A 21820-nucleotide genomic window follows, 5' to 3' on the forward strand; every position below is an offset into this window, starting at 1 on the left:
TCACTAAGGTTTGACAGTCGGTGCACAGAATCACGTCAGGAGCGCAGGATGCGCGGTGCGCTAAATGTGCGCATCCTCACCGGTTTCGACGGCGTGGCCGATGCCGCGGTACTTCTCCGGGTCCGTCCGGCGCACGACCTCACCCACGATGATCCCGATGACGCCACCGAGGATTACCAAAATCGGGAGCAGGTAGGTCAGGAAGCTATCTGCCGGGGCATCCATCAGCACCGGGAAGTTGATGATCACGAGGATGAACACGATCGTCAAGGCAATCCCGGAGACAAGCGGGGCGATCAGTCGCGTGAAGATCCCGATACCGCGCTTGTCTTTGGCGAAGAAGACGATGACGGCGAGCGCAACCAGGGCCATGAGCATGATGAGTCCGAATGCTCCGGTGTTGGTGAGCCAGGTGAACATGGTCAATACCGGGAAGAGGGGGTCGCCCGTATCGGCAACCGCGAAGCCGATCGTGACCAGCAGCGCCAGCGCCGTCTGGGTGACCGAACCCGCGTAGGGTGCACCCGAGTTCGAGCGACGGCCAAACCAGTGCGGGATCATGCCTTCATTCCCAAGTTCGGCAAAGTAGCGCGCGATGGTGTTGTGGAAGGCCTGCAGTGCGGCGAAGAGGCTCGTAATGAACAGCAGGTTTGCAATATCCGTAAACCACTGACCTGAGTGCTGCGAGAGGAAGACGAACAGCAGATCGGGCCCGAATTCTTGGCTTTCGGCAACCACCTGCGACTGCCCCACACCGACGGTCATTGCCCAAGCGCTAAACGCATAGAACAGGCCCACCACGATCACCGCGAGGAAGGTTGCGCGTCCTACCGTCCGCTTGGGGTCCTTGGCTTCACGAGCGTAAATCGCCGCAGATTCAAAGCCCATAAAAGCTGCCACACCGAACGCGAGCACGGCACCGATCCCGGGCACAAAGAGGTTGACCGGGTTCAGCGGCGCCACCGAGTACCCCTCGGGGGCAACGATGAGTGCGATGACGTCGAAGACGATGACCACCGCAAACTCGAGGGCAACGAGCACCCCGATAATCTTTGCCGAGAAGTCAATGCGGTTGATGCCGAGGATGCCGACCACGACGATTCCGACGATCACCCACACCCACCAGGGTGACTCAAAGCCGAAGCGGCCGACGAGCCAGCTCGAGACCGTGAACCCGAACATCGCGACAATGCCGATTTGCATCATGTTGTAGGCCACCACTGCGGCGTAGGCGCTACCAACGCTGATGGTGCGGTTCAGGCCCTGAGCAATATAGGGATAGAAGGCGCCGGGCCGATCAATGAATCGAGCCATGGCCGCATAGCCGAAGGCGAAGAGCGCCAGGATCGCGGATAGGACGATATAGCCGGCCGGCACCGTGGTCAGTTCCGTGACCGCGAAGCTGGTCGGAGCACCACCGGCGACGGCCGTGAGCGGTGCGGATGCGGCAACAATCATGAACGCGATCGAGAGCACACCTAATCGGCGTTCGGGTTGATGTTCGATCCGCTGTGTTGCGGGTTTCGTGGTTGAAGACATGGTCTACCTCATCGTGACTTGTCGAAGGGGACGCAACTGTGGCTGCGTCGATATGCCCTCAAGCATGAGACGTTTTCTACGGGTTTGGCGCGATTCCCGGCGACCATGCACAAAAAGTCAACGAGTGAGCATCCATCTACAAGCGTAGAAGCCCAAACCTATTTATGAAAAGGGACCTAAGATGACACAGATAGAACCATGACGTCTCATCAAGATCCTTCGACAGTCGACTCGGCGCCGCTTGCGGAATATCCGGCCCGAGACATTCCCGTGCTTACGATTTCAGAATTCCAAGTCGCGGTGTCGAACTCGTTCGTCCCCCTGAAAGTCTCGACCCACCTCCCCGAAACCGAGTTCAAGGCGCAGCTGCAGCAGGCCAATGTGCACGGGGTTTCCTTTACCGATGTGCGCGCCAAGGCCCACGTGGTTGAGCGCACTACAGAGCTGATCGAGCAGTCACCGCGGGACTTCTACAAGATCAGCCTGCAGCTGGAGGGTACGGGGCTGCTGCGCCAGGGTGGCCGCGAGGTGCAACTCACTCCCGGTGACATCGCGGTGTACGACACCTCGCAGCCCTATGTACTCACGTTTGACAAGCGTTTCCGCACCCTGGTCATCCAGTTGCCGCACGATCGCCTGCATATTCCGCACGAGTTTGCCGCGCAGATGACGGCGGTTCGCCTCGACGGTTCCGAGGGACTGGGGCGGGTAGTTTCGCCTTTCCTCGCGACCATCGGCACCAACCTCACGGAACTGCAGGGGCCGGCGGGTGCGAAGCTCGCGCAGAACGCGGTAGATCTCCTCGAAACGCTCTTCGCCACCGAATTTGACCTGCGGCGCTACGCGGCCGACCCGCGACGGGCACTGCTGCAACGCATCCGCGACAATATCGACGAGCACCTGTCCGACCCGGATCTCTCCCCCAATACGATTGCCGCGGCCGCATTCATCTCGGTGCGGCACCTTCATAATCTCTTCCAAGATCAGGGACAGACGGTTGCCTCTTATGTGCGCACTCGTCGCCTCGAGCGCTGCTACCTCGACCTCACGAATCCGGAGAATTTCGACGTCCCGGTGGCCGCAATTGGCGCTCGCTGGGGGTTTAAGGATGCGGCCCACTTCAGTCGCGCGTTCAAGGGCGCTTACGGCGAGAGCCCGAGCTCGGTGCGCCGTCAGGCCGGCGGCCACTAGCTCAAACCATCACGGCGCTGCGTGCTGCGTGCTTTCACGCACATGCACCCGAACATTGCCTTCGCACTTGACTTTGCGTACCGCAAATTAGCCCCGTGGTGCACGGAACCGTAATCCCCTGTACATTCATCAGGAGCTATTTCTACACTCGTAGAAATTACGGATTCGCTGAAGAATCACAGCGACCCGCCCGCAACGCAGCGGCACCCGAAAGGACGCACCTTGACTGAACAGAGCATCGCGCTAGAGCAGAACAGCACCGCGCAAGACAGCACCGCACAAAACAGCACGGCACCGAACACTCGCATCGACTTCATTTACCTGAACGAACAGGACATGATTGCCGCCGGCGTCAAAGAAATGGCCGCTTGTGTCGACGCGATGGAAGAGACCCTGAGGCTGGTTGGCGAGGGTGACTACCGGATGGGCGGCCCCCTCGGGAACTCGCACGGCTCGATGATGACCTTCCCCGAAGAGCCGAAGTTCGAAGGCATGCCGCATGACGCCCCGCACCGCCGCTTCATGGCAATGCCCGCTTACCTCGGTGGCTCCTTCCAAACCACCGGTTGCAAGTGGTACGGCTCCAACCCAGAAAATCGTGACGCGGGTCTTCCCCGCTCCATCCTGATGTTCACGCTCAGCGACAAGGACACCGGCGCACCCCTCGCATTCATGTCGGCGAACCTCCTCAGCGCATACCGCACCGGTGCCATTCCCGGTGTAGGCCAGCGCTATCTCGCCCGCAAGGATGCACGCACGATTGGCGTTGTGGCGCCGGGCGTGATGAACAAGACCTCACTCGAGGCGTTCATGGCTGTGAATCCCGAGCTGAACCACCTGAAGATACAGGGCCGCACCCGCTCGCGCGCCGAGGACTTCGCAGTGTGGGCGAAGGAACAGTTCCCTCAGTTGACGACCGAGGTCGTCGACACGGTTGAGGATGCGGTGCGCGGCTCCGACATCGTGACCATCGCCCCGACGACGCCGGCAGGTTCAGAGAACTACCTCAAGATCGAACGCGACTGGGTCAAGCCCGGTGCCTTCATCAGCCTGCCCGCCGACATCATGATCGATGAGGACCTCCTACGCGAGGCCCGTCACGTGGCCGATAATCGCGACCTGTACGAGGCATGGCACGAGGAAGTTCCCTTCCCCGGCCACGAGCACATCGGCTTGCACGGCATGTACCTGATGGACCGCATCCAGGAAGGGAAGATTGCGGCCGCGACCCTCGAAGATCTCCCCGCCATCATGGCTGGCAAGAGCCCCGGCCGCCAGCACGAGGACGAAATCTTCCTCTTCTCCGTCGGCGGCATGCCCGTGGAGGACGTGGCCTGGGGCACCGTCGTCTACCGCAATGCGATCGAACGAGGTGTGGGCACCAAGCTGAACCTTTGGGAAACCCCGGAGCTTCGCTAGGTCCGCGCTGCTACAACTCTTGAACACGTATAGGAAGTAGGAATCTCGACATGGCCAAGAAACAACTCACTATTGCGGTAATCGGACTCGGCTCGGTTGGCTCGATGGCCGCTTGGCAGCTGTCCAAGCGCGAGAACGTGCGGGTAATCGGGCTCGAACAGTACGGACGTGTGCACTCGCATGGTTCCTACGCAGGTGAGTCTCGAGTGTTCCGCACTGCCTACCACGAGGGTGGGTTGTACGTGCCGATGCTGCTTGAGTCGCGCAAGATGTGGCGCGAGCTCGAGCAGGAATCCGGGCGGGATGTGTACTACGAGGTTGGCACCCTCTCGATTGCTGAGGAGAACCACCCCGAATACCAAACCACCCTCGGCACCGTGCGGGACTACGATCTGCCGCACGAACTATTCGACGCCGATCAGCTGCGCGAACGCTTCCCCCAGCACCACATCCATGACACCGACAGAGGCATCCTCGACCTGCAAGGTGGCGGCCTGCGTCCCGAGGTCAGCGTCATGTCTGCCCTGGAAATCGCCGAACGCAACGGTGCAGATCTCCGCTTCAATACCCCGGTGCTCGGTATCGAAGAGTACTCGGACAGCATCAAGCTCCGCACCCCGCGCGAGACCTTCACGGTTGACAAAATTGTCGTCGCAACCGGGTCCTGGTCGGCGCGCATCCATCCGGAATTGCACGACCTGCTGCGCCTGCAAATCCTCGGCCTGACCTGGTTCATGCCACGCACCGATGTGGCGCCTTTCCTGCCGGAAAACTTCCCCGCGTTCCTGCGCGATTCGGGCCCCGTGCACGTGTTCGGTGCGCCGAGCTTCGACGGCTACTCGGTCAAGGTCTGCTCCAACCCGACCTGGGATGTCGTCCGCGATGTCGACGAAGTCCCCCTCTCCTACACCCGCGACGAGCTCGCCCGAATCGGCCAGCAAATCCAGGAGCTGATCCCCGACATGAACCCGGAACCGGTTCGCCAAAGCGTGCACCACTGCGCCTACACCCCGAACCGCCTGCCGGTCGTGGACCTGAGCGAGTCGGAGCGCGTCATCACGGTCGCAGGGCTCTCCGGCCACGGCTTCAAGTTCATCCCTGCCCTCGGTAAGCACGCCGCCGCGCTCGCCGTGGACGGTGATACGGACGCAGTCCCGGCCGAGTTCGGTCTCGACTCCCACATGCAGGTGCTCCGTGAGCGCGGCCCATACCAGGGTGGCGGCCACTAGATAGTTTTCTTCTTCCGCACCAAAATCGCACCCAATTGCACCGCCAAGCAATTGGGTGCGCTGGTTTTCCACTAACATCGGCATCCAGCCACTCGATGAGGAGGACAGGTTGATTCTTTCCCACCCGCTTACCGAATATTCCACTGCCCCGGAGATAGGTACGCCAACCGGCTGGATCAACCGAGTCAATGGCGAATTCCCCACGCTGCGCATCAGCGCCGAGCAGCCTGATTTCACCGCCAGCTACCGTGGAGCTGCGACGACCCAGTTGCAAATCAGCGACATCGCGACGAGCTCACATCTGATTGAGCGCCCTGCGAAGCGCACCGACGACGGCCTGGACCTATTCAAGATTTCCTTTCAAATCAGCGGCAATGGCACACTGCGACAGCATCAACACGACCTGCAGCTGCGCCCCGGCACCATCACCCTCTACGACGCCGCGCGGCCCTACCAAATTCATTTCGAAAACGACATGCGGTTTATCGTCGCAATGTTCCCCAAGTCCGCGCTGCAACTTCCTCCGGGGGTGGCCGGTGAGCTCAGCGCCCACCAGTTGGATGCGGATGACGCCACCAGCCGCAGTTTCGGAGTCCTGTTACAACAGCTTGCCGATAACCTGCCGCTGCTCGCGACCCCTGCCGGTGAGCAACTCAGCAGGGTTGCTCTCGACATCGCTAATTCGCTGCTGAGTGAACGCCTCGAGGTCAGCCAAGACTGCACCCTCAGCGAAATTCGACGACGCACGCTGGATTTCATTGACCGCCAGCTGAGCAACCCAGAACTCTCACCCAGGCTGATCTCCGACAGCCTCTTCATTTCGGTTCGTAGCCTCCACAACGCGTTCGAAGACTCGGGCACCACGGTAACCAAGTGGATCCGCGAGCGCCGCCTCACCGAATGCCGGCATGCCCTTCTCGAACCAATCAACGCATCCGAGCCCATTCGCGATATCGCGAGCCAGTTCGGCTTTGGCGACATGAGCCTCTTCAGCCGTCGCTTCCGAGAACGCTTCGGCCTCACACCCTCGGACTTCCGTGAGGAACACCTTCGGCACGAAGTTCGCATCCCTCTGCACTAGCGCGCATCCGCGGCGGTCCACACTCCCGCAAGCTAGTGACCAATCAAGTGAGCCGCGCAACGATGCGCAGCAAAGGGAGTGAAAATGACTTCGCAAGAACTCAACCAACTGCAGGAAATCCTCAAGGCAGGTGGCCCGGACTTTTCGGCCCCAACGGCTGAAGTCCGCCCTATGTTCGAAGGACTCACTCAGTCCTTCCCCGTCAACGAGGATTTCGAATTCACTGAGCGCAAGCTCGGCGGGGTGCCGGTGCTTTGGATGGATGGGCCAAGCAAGAACGCACCCGTGCTGTTTTATATTCACGGCGGTGCATATATCGTCGGTTCGGCCAGCGGCTACCGCAGCCTGAGCGGTAATCTCGCCGAGGCCAGCGGAGCCGCAATGTGCAGCGTCGACTACCGGCTTGCGGAAGAACACCCGTATCCAGCTGCATACGACGATGCTTACAACGCCTATCTTGCGCTCCTTGAGAGTGGGGTTGACGCTGCGAGTGTGATCGTCGCGGGTGACTCTGCCGGTGGTGGTCTCGCAATCGCGCTGCTGCAGCGTCTGCGTGATGAAGGTAAGCCCCAGCCCGCTTGTGCGTTCACACTTTCAGCTTGGGCGGATCTCAGCCACAGCGGCTCCTCCCACGTGACCAACCGAGAAGCCGATATTTCTCTCACAACTGCTGGCCTCGCATCCGCAGCCGAACGATACCTCGGTGAGACTGGTGCCGATCACCCCTCGGTTTCGCCGGTGTTCGGTGACTTCGAGGGCCTATGCCCGCTCTACCTCACGGTCGGTAGCGAGGAAATCGTGCTCTCGGACAGTGTTCGCATCGCCGAAGCTGCTGCGAACGCCAATGTCGACGTGACCCTGCGTGTGCTGCCGCACCTGCCCCACGACTGGCCGCTGTTCTCCTTCATGCTCAGCGAAGGTCGCGAGACCATTGCCGAGATTGGAGAGTACACGAAGCAGCACACGCAGCAAGGTGCTCAGCACGGCACTCAACCGCTTGACGTGGTGATTGTCGGCGCGGGCTGGTCGGGCATGATGTCGCTCGTGCGGATGCGGGAGCAAGGTCGCAGCGCCATGGTCCTTGAAGCCGCGCCCGAGGTGGGAGGAACCTGGTACTGGAACCGCTACCCGGGGCTGCGCTGCGATATTGAAAGCACGCAGTACTGCTATTCCTTCGATGACAAGCTCGTGGACGAATGGAATTGGTCCGAGCGCTTCCCCACCCAGGCAGAGCTACTTGAATACGCGAAACACGTGGCCGACCGCCATGAGCTTCGCCGCGATATTGAATTCAACACGCGCGTGGCCAGTATGACCTTCGACGAAGCGCGCGATCTCTGGACGCTCACCGCCGAAGATGGCCGCCGCTGGAGCGCTCGCCACGTGATCATGGCGACGGGACCGCTCTCAACACCAAAGCCGCTTGATATTGCCGGCACCGAGGATTTCCAGGGGCAGCTGCTGTCCACGACCGACTGGCCACACGAACCAGTTGATTTCACCGGGAAGCGGGTCGCCGTGATCGGCACCGGTTCCTCCGGCATCCAGGTGTCCACCGAACTCGCGAAAAGTGCCGCGAAGCTGTTCGTCTGCCAACGTACTCCGAGCCTGTCACTCCCAGCCTTCAACCGCCCGCTCAGCGATGCGGACCGCAGCAAGGCTAAGCAAGATTTCGCCGAACACCGCGAGCGCGCCCGCGACTCAATCGACGGACTCGGTCTTGCCACGAGCGGCAAGTCCGCACTCGAGGTTTCGGATGAGGAACTTCGCGCGGATTATGACGCGATCTATGAGAGCGGGATTCCGTTCGCCTATCTCAGTCACTACACCGACACCCTCTTCGATATGGATGCGAATACCAAGCTGCGCGACTACCTCGGTGATCGAATCAGTCAGATTGTGAAAGACCCCGACACCGCCGCGGCGCTCGTACCTACCAGCTATCCCGCCGGTACCCGACGGCTCTGCCTCGATACGGGGTTCTACGAGATCTTCAATCAGGACAATGTCGCGCTCGTTGATCTGAAACGCAACCCCATCGACCGTATCGTCGACAGTGGTATTCGACTCGAGGACGGCAGCGTGGTTGACGTTGATGTGATCGTGCTCGCCACCGGCTACGACGCCCTCACCGGCGCGCTCAAAGCGATCAATATCCAGGGTGTGGGTGGTCGCCAGCTCCGCGAAGAGTGGGAATCCGGCCCACAGACCTACCTCGGCCTTGCCGTACACGGGTTCCCAAACTTCTACACGATCGTTGGCCCGCAGAGCCCTTCGGTGCTCAGCAATATGTTTGTCTCGATCGAGCAGCACGTGGACTGGGTCGCAGCACTCATCGATGACTCCGAGGCTGCGGGATTCACTCGCGTGGAAGCTTCCGCACGGGCGCAGCAAGAATGGGTCACCCATGCCCGCGACCTTGGTGAACTCTTCCTGCACTCAAAGGGTGATTCCTGGTACGTGGGCAGCAATGTCGAGGGTAAACCTCGCAGCGTGCTTCCCTACCTTGGCGGTGTCGGTCCATACCGGGCTAAGTGCGACGAAGTGGCCGCGGCAGGCTACGAAGGGTTCGTTCGCACCCGGTAGCCCTGCTGCGGAATCGACCGGCATCATTCCTGAGGTCCGCAATCGTGTACGTCGCGCGAGGGATATGGGCTGCGAATTGGTGGAGAAAGCAACCACCGGCAAAGTCTTGCCCATAGCATCCCTGGTAGCGGTGTCACGACGGCGCCCGCACCGAAAGGACTCAAGATGAAACGCAAGCACCTCGCAGCGCTCGGCACCTCGCTCGCACTCATTGCGGCACTGACCGCATGCTCGAGCGGTGACGCCGAAGAGCCCACCACCGAGAACGAAGACACCACGAGCAGCGACACCGCGGCCGAAGAAGGTGGCCTCTCGAACGAGGCTGGCGACAGCGCCGAAGAGGAAAGCCCCGCTGAGGAAGGCTCGGACGGCGCATCGGCCGGGTCAAGCGAGGTTGAGATCGTCGTGGACGGAGAAAACGTAGTCCTCGAGAACCCGCAGGTGCAGTGTGGCGAAAATAACGGCACCTTCGCGATCGCCGTCACCGCGGACAACCTCGACGCTGAGTCGGGTGACGCATTCGGTGCGCTGCTGACCACCGACGAAAACCCCACCGTCAACTCGGTTGCACTCTCGCGCAGCGAGGGCGTCAGCGTCGCCTACACCGAGGGCCTTGACGGCTCGGCAGACGTCACGGTGGACGGCAAGACGTACACCATCTCCGGTTCCGCGCTCGGCCTCGACCTCAATGACCCGACGAGCACCGACAACGTGGACTTCTCGTTCACGGTTACCTGCCCCTAATGCAGTAGCCCCCTGAGCACGGCTCCATAGACTGAGGCGGTCCCGGAATACCGGGGCCGCCTCTATTTATGCTTCCCCGATCTCATGCGCCGCCTGCGCACCGCGGGCTTCAAGGCTCAGGTTCTAGCGTGGAATCAGCACAGCTCGCATCAACACAGCTGGATGCGCAGTGAGGGGAAGGCATCATGGTCGACATACGAGTGGCCCGGGTTTACGAGGAAGCGGAACCTAAGAGTCGATATCGAGTGCTGGTTGACCGGCTCTGGCCGCGCGGTGTGAAAAAGGAGTCGCTCGAATACGACGACTGGAATAAGGATGTCGCGCCCTCCCCCGATCTGCGCACCTGGTTTGGGCACAAGCCTGAACGTTTCGAGGAGTTCGCGAATCGCTATCGGGAAGAGCTCGACTCGAGCGATGCCCCGCAGGAACTCCTGAAGGCCGCCGGCTCACGGGACGTGTCGCTGCTGATCGCGGCGAAGGATGCGCAGCACAATCACGGCATCGTCTTACGCGACTACCTGGCCGAGATCGCGAAGGAATAACCACCAGCGTGGCACACTCGGAGCATGCCAGCCCGTACGCCAGCGATTAACCGGAACCGAGCGAGCAATCGAGCCCTGCATCCAGACCGAGCTTGGGTACGCATCCTGCGGCTCCTGCTCGGCGCACTCACGGTGGTGGCCGTCTTCCGCAATTTCTATCGTTCCGCGCTCGGAGAGACCGACAACACGCTGCCGGAATCCCTCTCCCAATTCACCAACGAGGCCTGCCTGGTGTTTGGACTCTGCCTGCTGATCGGCACCTTCATCTCCCGCGATCGGCTGCCGCGATGGTGGGATCATCTCCGCGGTGGGCTCGCGTTCTATATGGTCATCACCGGGCTCATCTACGCGCTGCTCGTTGCCGAACCCGGCGAGATGATGCGCTGGGATCTGGAATGGACGAACCTCGCACTGCACCGGCTTGCTCCCGTCGCGGGGCTTATCGAATGGCTGCTGGTCACCATGACGGTGCGCGGCACCTGGGGAAGGCCGCTCGCTTGGTTGATCTACCCCATCCTGTATCTCAGCTACACGTGGATTCGCGGGGCGATTGTGCACTGGTACCCATACGGGTTCCTGGACCCGACCCAGGAGGGCGGCTGGCCGGAAGTGCTGCAAACCACTGCCACGGTGCTAATCGCGTTCCTCGCGATCTCGATCATCGTGCACGTACTCGGCAACCTGCGCGTGCGTCTCGCGCACCGCGGCTGACGGGAGTGGGTTAGCCGTTCACCACCTGCTGAATCGCTGGGCGAAGCTCGGGATAGGCGAATTCGAAGCCCGCGTCGACGAGTCGCTCCGGGGCAACCCAGCGGCTCTTGAGCACGAGTTCGGGTTCGGTGCGCAGCAGCCACATCGCGGGTTCCAGAATGGCCCGCGGTGCGGGTAGCCCAAATGGCATCCCGACTGCCGCGCGCAATTCGCGCATCAGGGTGCGGTTATCGGATGGGTTCGGGGTGCTGAGGTTCACCGGGCCCTCGATTTCTTCGTGGTCGCGGATGAACTCGATCGCGTGAACCACATCCGCCACGTGAATCCAGCTGAACATCTGCCGCCCCGCCGAGTTGTGCGCAGGTGCCGCACCGCTGCCGGAAGCATGCTCACCGATACCGCGATAGCGTCGGTGCCCAAACCAGCCGTGATCGAGCTGCGGGCCACCGAGACCGAAGCGAGCGAGGTTCACGAGCATCCCGGTGGCCGGGCCATCCCCCAGCACGATGGCCATGCGCAGCGCCACCCGCCGGGTGTCCGGAAGCTCGGGGCCGAAAAATTCACGCTCCCACGCCTTCGCGATATCCACCGAGAACCCCTCCCCGAGCTGCCCCGAGGACTCGGTTTGCGGACCGTCCATCGCATAGCGATAGATCGTCGCGGTGCTCGCGTTAAGCCACAGTTTGGGTGGATGCGCGGCTTCCGCGATCGCCTCGGCAAGCTCCCGCGTGGTCTCGGTTCGGGAACGCAGGAGCTCCTGCCGGTTCGTATCGGTGTACCGACAGTTCACCGATTTCCCGGCGAGGTTCACCACGAGTTCGGCGCCGTCCACCGCATCCCGAATCGCCGCCGCATCACCCCAGCGCACATCCGGCCCGTTCCTGCCGATGCGGATCAGGTCATAGCCGTCTTCACGCAAGCGATCCGCGAGAATTCCACCAATAAACCCTGATCCACCAGCAAGTACCGCACGCGTCATACTTCGACAGTAGCCGCGCTAGGGGTTATTTCGCGAGGGTGCGTCGGTGAGTAAACCCGCGGTGAGCCTCGACGGTGTGCCGAACCGATGGGCGGTAATCGAGACCGCCTGTTCGCGCAGGAACGGCAGCAGTTCGAGCCGCCCCGCCTCAGTGACGGGATTGCGCCAGATGGCGAGTTCGCAGCCGACCCCTTCCCGAGCTATCTCGCGATACTCGGTTTCGGTGCCGATGAAGCGCAGTCGACCGCGCAGTTTCGGCACGATCCGACGGAAGTGGGCGTCCGTTTCGATACGCACCGGGATGCCGAGGTCGGCAAAGAGCTTCATCACCCGATCCGGGAGCTGCTCGCCGCTGGAGATCTCAATATCTGCATTCGCCCGAAGCCCTGCTGCCGCAACTCGCAACAGTCGCGTGACGAGTTGGTCTTCAGCAAGCCGGATGACGGCTCGGTCCGGGAAATAGCGGACGACATTGCGTTCTGCCGCGAGTTCCTGCACATCCCGTGCGAGGCCGAAAACCTCCTGCCAGGCAAGTTCATCGCTGCGCGCCGCGCGCACGAGCCGTTCCCGCTTTGCCATCTGCAGCTCTTCGGCAGCCTGCAGCAGCAGTCGAACGCGCGGCTCGAGCGGCGCGGTACCCGCTGCCGCGAGCCCGAGTCGCCAGTTCGCGAGCGAGGCGACATAGTGTTCACCGCCCGCCTTCACGGTCGGGCCGACGGTCGATTTCTTCCACCCGCCGAAGGGCTGACGTGCCACGATCGCGCCGGTGATTCCCCGATTGACGTAAAGGTTCCCGGCCTCAACCCCGCCGAGCCACTGGGCAATTTCCGCCCGGTCGAGGGAGTGCAAGCCGGAAGTGAGCCCGTAGTCCACCTCATTGACGATCTCGATGGCTTCCTCGAGCGTCTCCACCCGCATCACCCCGAGCACCGGGCCAAAGTACTCCACACGGTGGAATTCGCTGCCGCGTTTCACTCCCGCGCGGATCCCCGGGGACCATAGCCGCGCATCCTCCCCGAGCTGCCGCGGCCGGACCACCCAGTTCTCCCCCGGCCCAAGGGTCGTAAGTCCCCGCAGGAGTTTTTCGCCCGGCGGCGAGGTCAGCGGCCCCATCCGAGCGGATGCATTGGTCGGCAACCCGAGGCGAAGCGACATGGTGGCATCCACGAGTTGATTGCGAAGCCGCCGCGAGCGCCCCGCCTGCCCAACGAGAATGAGCAGCGAGGCCGCGGAGCACTTCTGCCCGGCGTGGCCGAACGCGGAGTTCACCACATCCGCCACCGCAAGATCGTAGTCGGCACTCGGTGTGACGATGATGGCGTTTTTGCCGCTGGTTTCGGCGTGCAGGTCGAGGTCGGGGCGCAACTTTTTGAAGGCTTCGGCGGTGTCGTAACCCCCGGTGAGGATGACCCGCTGGATGCCTTCGTGCTGCACCAGCGCAGTGGCAAGTTCCCGATCGTCGAATTGCACGTACTGCAGGGCATCTTTGGGCACACCCGCTTCCCACAGGGCTTCGACCACCACCGCCCCGGTACGAGCGGCGCTGGCTGCAGGTTTCGCGATCACGGGTGAGCCGGCCGCGAGCGCCGCGAGCATCCCACCTGCCGGAATGGCGATGGGAAAGTTCCACGGCGGGATCACGGCGATGGGGCCGGCCGATTGCCATTCGGCGCCGTCGACCGCGTCGAGTTCGCGGGCACGTTCGGCATAGAAGTGCGCGAAGTCGACTGCCTCACTCACCTCGGGATCGGTCTGGTCGAGGGTTTTGCCGCACTCGAACGCGGCGATCTCCATGAGTTCGGCGCGGCGCCGGTTCAGGTTTTCTCCCGCGCGGTGCAGGGTTTCTGCGCGCTGGGCGCCGGTTTGTTCCCGCCAGGTCGAGTCGCTGGCGGTCTGGATGCGCCGGTCGAGTTCCCCGCGCGAGACCACCATGTTCGCCTGCAGGGTCGCAAGCCCCAGTGCCGAGGTACTCGCACGCTGCCGGATGCCCTCGGCCCAGGTCTGGTTGGCGAGTAGTGATGGGTCGGAATCGGGAGTGTTCGTGAATTCCGGGCTCGCGGCGCCTGCCTCTGTCCCGGTGACTGTTTCTGCGTCGGCCCCAGACCCGGTCCCAGTGCCAGTCCCGGTCCCAGTCTCAGAATGTAGCGACCGGTTCTGCATCCGATTCGGCCCGGGCACTTCGCCGGTCAGCGCATCCAGCGAGGCGATAAAGCGTTCACGCTCCCGCTCAAAGAGCGACTCTCGGGAGGCGAGATCGAATACCGCGGAGAGGAAGTTATCGTTCGAGGAACCTTCTTCAAGCCTGCGCACGAGGTAGGCGATGGCAACATCGAACTCTTCCGGATGCACGATCGGCGTGTAGAGCCGCAGTCCCCCGGTGTGCCGACGAACGACCTCGGCCTGCGCGCCGGCCATCCCGAGCAGCATCTCCACTTCGAGCGCGTCGGTCACCCCGCGTTCCTTCGCGAGCGACCAGGCCAGCGCGATATCGAAGAGATTGTGACCGGCCACGCCGATCCGCACGTTTCGAGTGCGGTCTGGATCGAGTGCCCAGTTGAGGATCTCGAGGTAGTTCGTGTCGGTCTCGCGTTTGGTTCCGAAAGTCGCGAGTGGCCAACCGTGGATTTCCGCGGCCACGTGTTCCATAGGGAGATTTGCGCCCTTCACCACCCGAACCTTGATGGGTGCACCGCCCGAGGCTACTCGCTCGGCAGCCCATTCCTGCAGCTCGATCATCGCGGCAAAGGAGTCTGGCAGATAGGCCTGCAGCACGATGCCAGCCGATAGCTGCAGGAATTCTTCGCGGTCAAGGATGCGCTTGAATACCGCGAGGGTGAGTTCGAGGTCGCGGTATTCCTCCATATCGAGATTGATGAATTTCGGTTTCGGTGCCCGGGCTGCGATTCGATATAGCGGGATGAGTCGCTCGGCTGCCTCCGCAACTGCCGCGTCGATTCCCCAGGGCTGGTGCGGAGCCATGGTCGCCGAGACCTTGAGCGAGACGTAGTCCACGTCGTTCCGTCGCAGGAGCGCCGCGGTGCCCTCGATGCGCCGGTCGGCTTCGCGGGAACCGAGCACCGCTTCACCGAGCAGGTTCAGGTTGAGATCGGCCCCGGTTTCGCGAAGCCTGCGGATCGCGGCACCGAGTTGTCGGTCGCTCGCATCAATCAACAGGTGTCCCACGAGTTGCCGCAGCGCGCGCCGCGCGATCGGCACTACGATGCGCGGCAGCGTCGGGGCGGTTTTGCCGCCCAACTGCACCGCTCGACTCAATAGCGGCGGCAAAAAGCTTGGCAGGTTGTGGCTGAGGCGACGTAAGTTCCGGGCCGCGACCTGCGCATCCTCGGGCCGAATCACACCGTCGACGAACCCGACGATGAAGGCGAGCCCGTTTGGGTCACGAAGTGCCGCCGCGAGCTGAGCGCTGGCCGGGTCGCTGGGCACGGATTTCGACTCCCGCAACCACTCGCGCACGAGCGCTACTGTCGCGGGCGCGAGCCTGCGGAGTTCTTCGGTTGCTGCTGCGGAATTGCCCATGGAGTGTCCCCATTTAGCCGGTGAATTAGCCGATACGTCGCCAAGTGCGAAAAGCGTAGCCGAGGAGCAGTGCCAGCGCGAGGGTTGCGGCGGAGGGCCACAATTGCGGCTCGGGTGGGCGAATTCCTTGTGGTGTGTTGGGCTAGCTTGCCATCAGCTCCCGCACGAGCGGAATAACCTTGTTGCCGTAAAGCTCGATGGACGCCATCATCAGCTCGTGCGGCATCGGACCGTTCGCGTACTTGAGGTCGAAGCGCTCCGCACCGAGGGCTTTCATCCCATCGGCAATGCGGCGAGCGACTGTCTCGGGAGAACCCACCAGCAGCGCGCCGTGATCCGCTTCTTGCTCAAACTGCTCACGGGTCATCGACGGCCAGCCGCGACCGCGACCGACCCGGTCGTGGCCCACCTTGTAGTGGGGCCAGAGCTGTTCGCGAGCCTCCGCATCCGTCTGCGCCACGTGCCCCGGCGAGTGGAAACCAATGTGCGCGCCTGTGTGCCCGAAGTGTTCCTGCGCCTCACGGTACACGCGGGCAAAGGGGGCGAAGCGCGCCGCCGGGCCACCGATAATCGCGAGCATCAGGGGGAAGTCGTATTTCGCGGCGCGCACCACCGACTGCGGGGAGCCGCCCACCGCGACCCAGGTTGGGAAAGGGCGAGGCTGGTCAGTTGCGGATTCCAGCGGCGGGTAGAGGTCTTGGTCGGAAAGCGCCGCGCGGGTTGTGCCCTGCCAAGTGACCGGGCCGCCCTTCGCAATCTCAGACCACAACTGCAGTTTTTCTTCGAAGAGGACCTCATAGTCGGACATCGAAAGGCCGTACAGCGGGAAGGATTCGGTAAAGGAGCCGCGACCGACGATGATTTCTGCGCGCCCGCTTGAGATCGCATCCACCGTCGAAAAGCGTTCAAAGACGCGTACCGGGTCGTCGGAGCTCAGCACCGTGACTGCGGAACCGAGCTTGATGCGTTCGGTGGTGGATGCGATGGCCGCCAATACCGTTTCGGGGGACGAGACCGCGTAGTCGCTGCGATGGTGTTCCCCGATGCCGATGAAATCAATCCCTACCTGATCGGCAAGCTGCCCCTGAGCCACCAGATTGCGAATGGTCTGGGCATGGGAGATCTCCTTGCCCTCGAGGTCAACGGAGACATCACCAAAGGTGTCCAAGCCGAGGACGAGGTCCTCCGCACGAAGCTGTTCGCTCATTTCTTCACTTCCTACATTTCCTTGCGTTTGCATACAAATACACCAACCTCGGTAGCCATCAAACTATTCCCGCGCGTATTGATTACAAGTTCAGACAAATCCGCAGTTTTGAACTGGATGATCTGGCTAAGCTGTCCCGAGTTGCTTCTCTCGGCCAAAAAGGAGTGCCCCATGCGCGTACTTGTGACCAGCTCTCGAAATACCTTTACCCTCGACATCATCCGAAAGCTCGGCAGCGCGGGCCACACCGTCGTCACCGCTGACACCTACGAGGGCGCAATCGGCAGCCACTCGCGGTTCATCAAGGCGCACGTAAAGACAGCCTCGCCCACCTTTCCGACACGGGCGCCAATGACTCGGGCCCGTGTGACACGGACCCAGCGGCACTGCGCCGTTTTGCGCCCTAGCGGAGTAGTGCGGTTTCGAGTTTGAGCAGGGCTGCGAGCAGTCGGGGCAGCCAAACCGCGGCACCGCCGCGCTTCGGCAGGGCGCTCAGCCGAGCACCCTGCCCCGACAGCTTGGCGTGCTGCCCGCGCACCAGCTGCCGCAGCGCGTTCAGGAACGCCATCGGGTGGAAGTCGAGCGCGCTGTGGCCGTTGGTGATCTCGACGAGCACCGCGTCCGGAGCCGCCTGCTCGACGCGACGCGCAATCTCGATCGGTGTGCGCAAATCACGATCACCCGCCAGCAGCAGGACGGGCCAGTCAAAGCGAGCGGCCGCAGCCGTCAAGTCATAGGGCTCTGCGGCGAAACCCGGGTACTGATCGGCAAGCGGTGCGTAGGTCAGGGCCGGGTCAAGCGGAAGCCCGTCCAGTGTTCCCCCGCAACCGAGCTCCCGAAAACCAATTGTGCCGACCAGATCGAATTCATAGATCCCCCGGCACCGCGCGATCGACACGCCACGGGTCGCATACAACTCCAACACTTGCCACGCGAGGCTCCGCCGATGCCGAAGTCGCTCCCGGATAAGCGGACCGGTGCGGACATAGGCGAGGTTGAAGGCCGGGGAATTGGCTGTGGCGGGCCGGAGCACTTCACGCGAGTGCCGCATCCCGCGCCCGATCGACGCCACTCGCCTCAGTAAACGGAACGGCAACGAGATCGAGGGCATGCATCCAGTATCTGCCCTCGCGTACCGCGGCACCTGAACGCGATCAGCCAATTCATCAGCCTCCCGGGCGATATCAAGCAAGAGTGGGCAGACTTTTCGAGGGCCGAACAATGTGTATTGCATGTGAGTTTCTCAGCGCCGAGAAACTCCCTCTTGCAACGTCCCGACAATCGTATATCATTTCGTATATAGGGCCGGACTCACCGGCATACACACTGCAACGACGCGAAGGGAAGCCATGTCGATCGACTTCACCGACCGTGCTAATCGCCCGGGCAAAATCATTGCCCTCCACCTCAACTACCCCTCACGCATCGAGCAGCGTGGGCGCTCCCCCAAGTTCCCCGGCTACTTCATCAAGGCCGGCACCTCAATCGCCAACACCGGCGACACCCTCGAACGCCCCAAGGGTACGGAACTGCTCGCCTACGAGGGCGAGATCGCGCTCATCATCGGCGAGACTTGCCGCCGCGTTAGCCCCGAAGAGGGCTGGTCGAAGGTTTCGGGCATCACCGCAGCCAACGACTGGGGCCTCTACGACCTCCGTCACGCCGACAAGGGCTCGAATATCAAGAACAAGTCGGGCGACGGCTTCACCCCGCTCGGCCCCGAGGTCATCCCGGCCGAGGGTCTGGATCCCAAGGCACTGCGCGTGCGCACCTGGGTCAACGGCACGATCGTGCAGGACGATGACACCTCCGGTCTCGTCTTCCCCTTCGGTCAGCTCGTGGCCGATCTCTCGCAGCTGATGACCCTCGAAGAAGGCGACATCATCCTCACCGGCACCCCGGCCGGTTCCTCGGTTGCCCAGCCCGGCGACGTTGTCGAGGTTGAGGTGGATGCACCCACCGCTCCGGGTGCACCGTCGACCGGTCGCCTGGTAACCAAGGTTGTCGAGTCGGAATACGAAATGGCCGCCTTCGGCGCGCAGCCGCAGGTCGACGACAAGCAGCGCGAAGAAGCCTGGGGCTCTCGCGAGGCGGCGGGCCTGCCCGCCGAGCGCAGCACCATCACCGATGAGCTGCGTGCCAAGGTCGAAGAAGTGGCCGTGGCCACCCTCTCGGCAGAGCTGCGCAAGCGCGGCCTCAACAACGTGTCGATCGACGGGCCGACCCTGAACCACAAGGGCCGCCGCATCCTCGGCTACGCCAAGACCCTCCGCTACGTCCCGAACCGCGAAGACCTCTTCAAGAAGTTCGGCGGCGGCTACAACGCGCAGAAGCAGGCGATGGACTCGGTACAGCCCGACGACGTCGTCGTAATGGAAGCTCGCGGCGAAAAGGGCACCGGCACCCTCGGTGACGTCCTCGCGCTGCGCGCCCAGGTGCTCGGCGCGACCGGCATCATCACCGACGGTGGCGTGCGCGACTCCTCCGCAGTTAACGCGCTCGACATCCCCGTCTACTCGAACAGCTCGCACCCGGCGGTGCTCGGCCGCCGCCACGTGCCCTGGGAAGTTGACGGCACGATCGCGTGCGGTGGCACCACCGTGCAGCCCGGCGACATCATCGTCGGGGACGACGACGGCGTCATCGTCATCCCACCCGCACTCTTCGAAGAGGTCGTAGATGCGGCCTACGAGAAGGAGCAGGAGGATGCTTGGGTCTTCGAGCAGGTCAAGGCCGGCAACAAGGTCCAGGGGCTCTTCCCGCCAACCGGTGAATGGCGCGAAAAGTTCGAAGCGTGGAAGCAGTCGCGATGAGTGCAGCAGCATCGGCCGCAACCGAGATTCCGAAGTCGCAGCAGGCCTATAACTACCTGCGCGAGCGGATCACCTCGGGTGCGTTTGGCCCCGGTTACCGTCTGGTGCTGGGCCAAATCGCAATGGAGCTCGGTTTCTCGACCGTGCCCGTTCGCGAAGCCATCCGGATGCTTGAAGCCGAAGGGGTGGTCACTTTCGTCCACAATGTGGGCGCCCAGGTGACCATGCTCAACAGCGATGTCTACCACGAAACGATGGAGACCCTGAGCCTCGTGGAAGGCTTTGCGACGGCGAAGTCTGCACCGCACCTGACCGCATCCGAACTCTCCGAAGCCCGCGAGATCAACGCCAAGATGCGTGAGCTCACCGAATCCCCGCAACTGAATGCGGCCGAGTTCACGAAGCTCAACCGGCAGTTCCACGCGGTGCTGTTCCAGCACTGTGACAACTCGCACGTGTCCGATCTGGTCCGCCGCGGCTGGCACCGCCTCGAAACCATGCGTGAATCTTCCTTCTCGTATGTCCCGGGACGCTCCACCGACTCGGTGGCTGAACATGAGGCACTCATCGCGCTCATCGAATCGGGTGCCAGCGAGGCAGAAGTCGAGACGCAGGCCCGGCAACACCGGCTCAACACCATGCACGTGGTGCTTGCCACACTCGAAGAAAAAGAAGCAAAGCGCTAGCGCATTCGTCTCCAACCCAATCTTTATTTCCCAAACCACTACCGTAAGGAAAATCACATGACTAATCGTCCCGCTGATCTCCCCAAGCACATCCAGCTCTACATCGACGGCGAATTCGTCGATGCAGCTTCGGGCAAGACCTTCGACGTCATCAACCCCGCAACCAACGAGACGTACATGACCGCTGCTTCGGGTGACAAGGAAGACGTTGACCGCGCCGTTGCCGCTGCAAAGCACGCATTCGACGAGGGACCCTGGTCGAAGATGCTGAACCGTGAGCGTTCGCGCATCCTGCACAAGATCGCCGATGTCGTTGAGTCGCGTGACGAAGAGCTCGCCCTCATCGAGAGCTGGGACTCGGGCCTGCCGATCACCCAGGCAAAGGGTCAGGCGCGTCGTGCCGCCGAGAACTTTCGCTTCTTCGCTGACCTTATCGTCGCGCAGCACGACAACGCCTTCCGCGTTCCGGGCCGTCAGATCAACTACGTGAACCGCAAGCCGATCGGTGTTGCTGGTCTCATCACCCCGTGGAACGTTCCGTTCATGCAGGAATCGTGGAAGCTTGCTCCCGCGATCGCAACCGGTAACAGCGTTGTCCTGAAGCCCGCCAGCTACACCCCGCTCTCGGCTGCACTGTGGCCGGAGATCTTCGAAGAGGCAGGCCTCCCCAAGGGTGTCTTCAACCTCATCCTCGGCGGCGGTGGCACCGCTGGTGATGCACTCGTCAAGCACCCGGATGTGCCCCTCATTTCGTTCACCGGTGACAGTTCGACCGGTGCACAGATCTCGACGAACGCTGCTCCCCTGCTCAAGGGCCTCTCGCTCGAGCTCGGTGGCAAGAGCCCGTCGGTCGTCTTCGCTGACGCCGACCTCGAAGAGGCCCTCGACGCCACGGTATTCAGCGTTTTCAGCCTGAACGGCGAGCGTTGCACCGCAGGTTCGCGTGTGCTTGTTCAGCGCGACATCTACGACGACTTCATCGAGCGCTTCGCTGAGCGTGCGAAGAACATCGTTGTCGGTGTTCCCGAAGACCCCAAGACCGAGGTTGGCGCACTCGTGCACCCGTCGCACTTCGACAAGGTCATGGAGTACATCGAAATCGGTAAGGGCGAAGGTCGTCTCCTTGCCGGTGGTGGCCGACCCGAAGGCTTCCCCGAGGGCACCTACGTGGCTCCGACCGTCTTCGTCGACGTCAAGCCGGATGCACGCATCTTCCAGGAAGAGATCTTCGGCCCGGTCGTTGCGATCACCCCGTTCGACACCGACGAAGAAGCGCTCGAGCTCGCGAACAACACCAAGTACGGCCTCGCAGCCTACGTCTGGACCTCGAACCTCAAGCGTGCGCACAACTTCGCACACGCAATTGAGTCGGGCATGGTTTGGCTGAACTCGAACAACGTTCGTGACCTCCGCACCCCGTTCGGTGGTGTGAAGGCTTCGGGCCTCGGCCGTGAAGGTGGCTACCGCTCGGTGGACTTCTACACGACCCAGCAGAACATCCAGGTCACGCTCAACGAGGCACACAGCCCCCGTTTCGGCGCTGGCAAGTAAACCCA

Annotated in this window: 16 protein-coding genes; 11 read left to right on the forward strand and 5 right to left on the reverse strand. The window is 62.4% G+C overall.

The window, feature by feature from the left end:
* Window positions 1–60 precede the first annotated feature (60 nt).
* Window positions 61–1539: an APC family permease gene (locus F8O05_RS13165; RefSeq protein WP_158053215.1), complete on the reverse strand. Its 1479-nt coding sequence runs from the start codon at window positions 1537–1539 to the stop codon at window positions 61–63.
* 198 nt (window positions 1540–1737) lie between these two features.
* Here F8O05_RS13165 and F8O05_RS13170 point away from each other — a divergent pair, with 198 nt between their 5' ends.
* From F8O05_RS13170 to F8O05_RS13205, 8 genes are all read left to right on the forward strand, one after another.
* The gene (locus F8O05_RS13170; protein ID WP_158053216.1) at window positions 1738–2730 is read left to right on the forward strand and encodes an AraC-like ligand-binding domain-containing protein; all 993 of its coding nucleotides are present in this window, start codon (window positions 1738–1740) and stop codon (window positions 2728–2730) included.
* 222 nt (window positions 2731–2952) lie between these two features.
* Window positions 2953–4149: a tyramine oxidase subunit B gene (locus tag F8O05_RS13175; RefSeq protein WP_225735915.1), complete on the forward strand. Its 1197-nt coding sequence runs from the start codon at window positions 2953–2955 to the stop codon at window positions 4147–4149.
* A 50-nt stretch (window positions 4150–4199) separates the two neighbouring features.
* Window positions 4200–5378 (forward strand): N-methyl-L-tryptophan oxidase, encoded by a 1179-nt coding sequence (gene solA, locus F8O05_RS13180; protein ID WP_158053217.1) that lies wholly within the window; start codon window positions 4200–4202, stop codon window positions 5376–5378.
* Between the two features lie 109 nt (window positions 5379–5487).
* The gene (locus F8O05_RS13185; RefSeq protein WP_158053218.1) at window positions 5488–6459 is read left to right on the forward strand and encodes an AraC-like ligand-binding domain-containing protein; all 972 of its coding nucleotides are present in this window, start codon (window positions 5488–5490) and stop codon (window positions 6457–6459) included.
* 84 nt (window positions 6460–6543) lie between these two features.
* A complete protein-coding gene (locus F8O05_RS13190; RefSeq protein WP_158053219.1) occupies window positions 6544–9045 on the forward strand; it encodes an alpha/beta hydrolase fold domain-containing protein in 2502 nt (833 codons plus the stop codon).
* 165 nt (window positions 9046–9210) lie between these two features.
* The gene (locus tag F8O05_RS13195) at window positions 9211–9789 is read left to right on the forward strand and encodes a lipoprotein LpqH (RefSeq protein WP_158053220.1); all 579 of its coding nucleotides are present in this window, start codon (window positions 9211–9213) and stop codon (window positions 9787–9789) included.
* A 185-nt stretch (window positions 9790–9974) separates the two neighbouring features.
* Entirely contained in the window at window positions 9975–10331 is a 357-nt protein-coding gene (locus tag F8O05_RS13200) for a DUF488 domain-containing protein (protein WP_158053221.1), read from the forward strand.
* A gap of 24 nt (window positions 10332–10355) precedes the next feature.
* A complete protein-coding gene (locus F8O05_RS13205; protein ID WP_158053222.1) occupies window positions 10356–11042 on the forward strand; it encodes a Pr6Pr family membrane protein in 687 nt (228 codons plus the stop codon).
* 10 nt (window positions 11043–11052) lie between these two features.
* Here F8O05_RS13205 and F8O05_RS13210 read toward each other — a convergent pair whose 3' ends face one another.
* The 4 genes from F8O05_RS13210 to F8O05_RS13230 form a co-directional block, all read right to left on the reverse strand.
* Window positions 11053–12021 carry an epimerase gene (locus tag F8O05_RS13210; protein ID WP_158053223.1) on the reverse strand — a complete coding sequence of 323 codons (969 nt, stop codon included), beginning with the start codon at window positions 12019–12021 and terminating at the stop codon, window positions 11053–11055.
* Between the two features lie 18 nt (window positions 12022–12039).
* Window positions 12040–15558 (reverse strand): proline dehydrogenase family protein, encoded by a 3519-nt coding sequence (locus F8O05_RS13215; protein ID WP_158053224.1) that lies wholly within the window; start codon window positions 15556–15558, stop codon window positions 12040–12042.
* A gap of 142 nt (window positions 15559–15700) precedes the next feature.
* A complete protein-coding gene (locus F8O05_RS13220) occupies window positions 15701–16765 on the reverse strand; it encodes an LLM class flavin-dependent oxidoreductase (RefSeq protein ID WP_158053225.1) in 1065 nt (354 codons plus the stop codon).
* 403 nt (window positions 16766–17168) lie between these two features.
* On the reverse strand, window positions 17169–17876 hold the full coding sequence (locus tag F8O05_RS13230; protein WP_158053226.1) for an alpha/beta fold hydrolase: 708 nt from the start codon (window positions 17874–17876) through the stop codon (window positions 17169–17171).
* A gap of 238 nt (window positions 17877–18114) precedes the next feature.
* On the opposite strand from F8O05_RS13230, the gene F8O05_RS13235 reads away from it, so the two are divergent.
* From F8O05_RS13235 to hpaE, 3 genes are read left to right on the forward strand one after another with little or no spacing between them, the layout of a single operon-like run.
* Window positions 18115–19578, forward strand: coding sequence for a fumarylacetoacetate hydrolase family protein (locus tag F8O05_RS13235; RefSeq protein WP_158053227.1), 1464 nt, complete (start codon window positions 18115–18117; stop codon window positions 19576–19578).
* The gene (locus F8O05_RS13240; RefSeq protein ID WP_225735916.1) at window positions 19575–20264 is read left to right on the forward strand and encodes a GntR family transcriptional regulator; all 690 of its coding nucleotides are present in this window, start codon (window positions 19575–19577) and stop codon (window positions 20262–20264) included. Before F8O05_RS13235 ends, F8O05_RS13240 begins: the two co-directional genes overlap by 4 nt.
* 57 nt (window positions 20265–20321) lie before the next feature.
* Window positions 20322–21815, forward strand: coding sequence for a 5-carboxymethyl-2-hydroxymuconate semialdehyde dehydrogenase (gene hpaE, locus F8O05_RS13245; protein ID WP_158053229.1), 1494 nt, complete (start codon window positions 20322–20324; stop codon window positions 21813–21815).
* Window positions 21816–21820: the final 5 nt, after the last annotated feature.

Origin of the sequence: Gulosibacter chungangensis, from assembly GCF_008831155.1 — a bacterium.
Lineage (GTDB): Bacteria > Actinomycetota > Actinomycetes > Actinomycetales > Microbacteriaceae > Gulosibacter > Gulosibacter chungangensis.

Excerpts from the sequence above, each read along its gene's own strand:
- F8O05_RS13200 (WP_158053221.1), top strand. The coding sequence starts at position 9,975 with ATGGTCGACATACGAGTGGCCCGGGTTTACGAGGAAGCGGAACCTAAG.
- F8O05_RS13205 (WP_158053222.1), top strand. The coding sequence starts at position 10,356 with ATGCCAGCCCGTACGCCAGCGATTAACCGGAACCGAGCGAGCAATCGA.
- F8O05_RS13240 (WP_225735916.1), top strand. The coding sequence starts at position 19,575 with ATGAGTGCAGCAGCATCGGCCGCAACCGAGATTCCGAAGTCGCAGCAG.
- F8O05_RS13220 (WP_158053225.1), bottom strand. The coding sequence starts at position 16,765 with ATGAGCGAACAGCTTCGTGCGGAGGACCTCGTCCTCGGCTTGGACACC.
- F8O05_RS13215 (WP_158053224.1), bottom strand. The coding sequence starts at position 15,558 with ATGGGCAATTCCGCAGCAGCAACCGAAGAACTCCGCAGGCTCGCGCCC.
- F8O05_RS13210 (WP_158053223.1), bottom strand. The coding sequence starts at position 12,021 with ATGACGCGTGCGGTACTTGCTGGTGGATCAGGGTTTATTGGTGGAATT.
- F8O05_RS13230 (WP_158053226.1), bottom strand. The coding sequence starts at position 17,876 with ATGCCCTCGATCTCGTTGCCGTTCCGTTTACTGAGGCGAGTGGCGTCG.
- F8O05_RS13170 (WP_158053216.1), top strand. The coding sequence starts at position 1,738 with ATGACGTCTCATCAAGATCCTTCGACAGTCGACTCGGCGCCGCTTGCG.
- hpaE (WP_158053229.1), top strand. The coding sequence starts at position 20,322 with ATGACTAATCGTCCCGCTGATCTCCCCAAGCACATCCAGCTCTACATC.
- F8O05_RS13235 (WP_158053227.1), top strand. The coding sequence starts at position 18,115 with ATGTCGATCGACTTCACCGACCGTGCTAATCGCCCGGGCAAAATCATT.
- F8O05_RS13195 (WP_158053220.1), top strand. The coding sequence starts at position 9,211 with ATGAAACGCAAGCACCTCGCAGCGCTCGGCACCTCGCTCGCACTCATT.
- F8O05_RS13190 (WP_158053219.1), top strand. The coding sequence starts at position 6,544 with ATGACTTCGCAAGAACTCAACCAACTGCAGGAAATCCTCAAGGCAGGT.
- F8O05_RS13165 (WP_158053215.1), bottom strand. The coding sequence starts at position 1,539 with ATGTCTTCAACCACGAAACCCGCAACACAGCGGATCGAACATCAACCC.
- solA (WP_158053217.1), top strand. The coding sequence starts at position 4,200 with ATGGCCAAGAAACAACTCACTATTGCGGTAATCGGACTCGGCTCGGTT.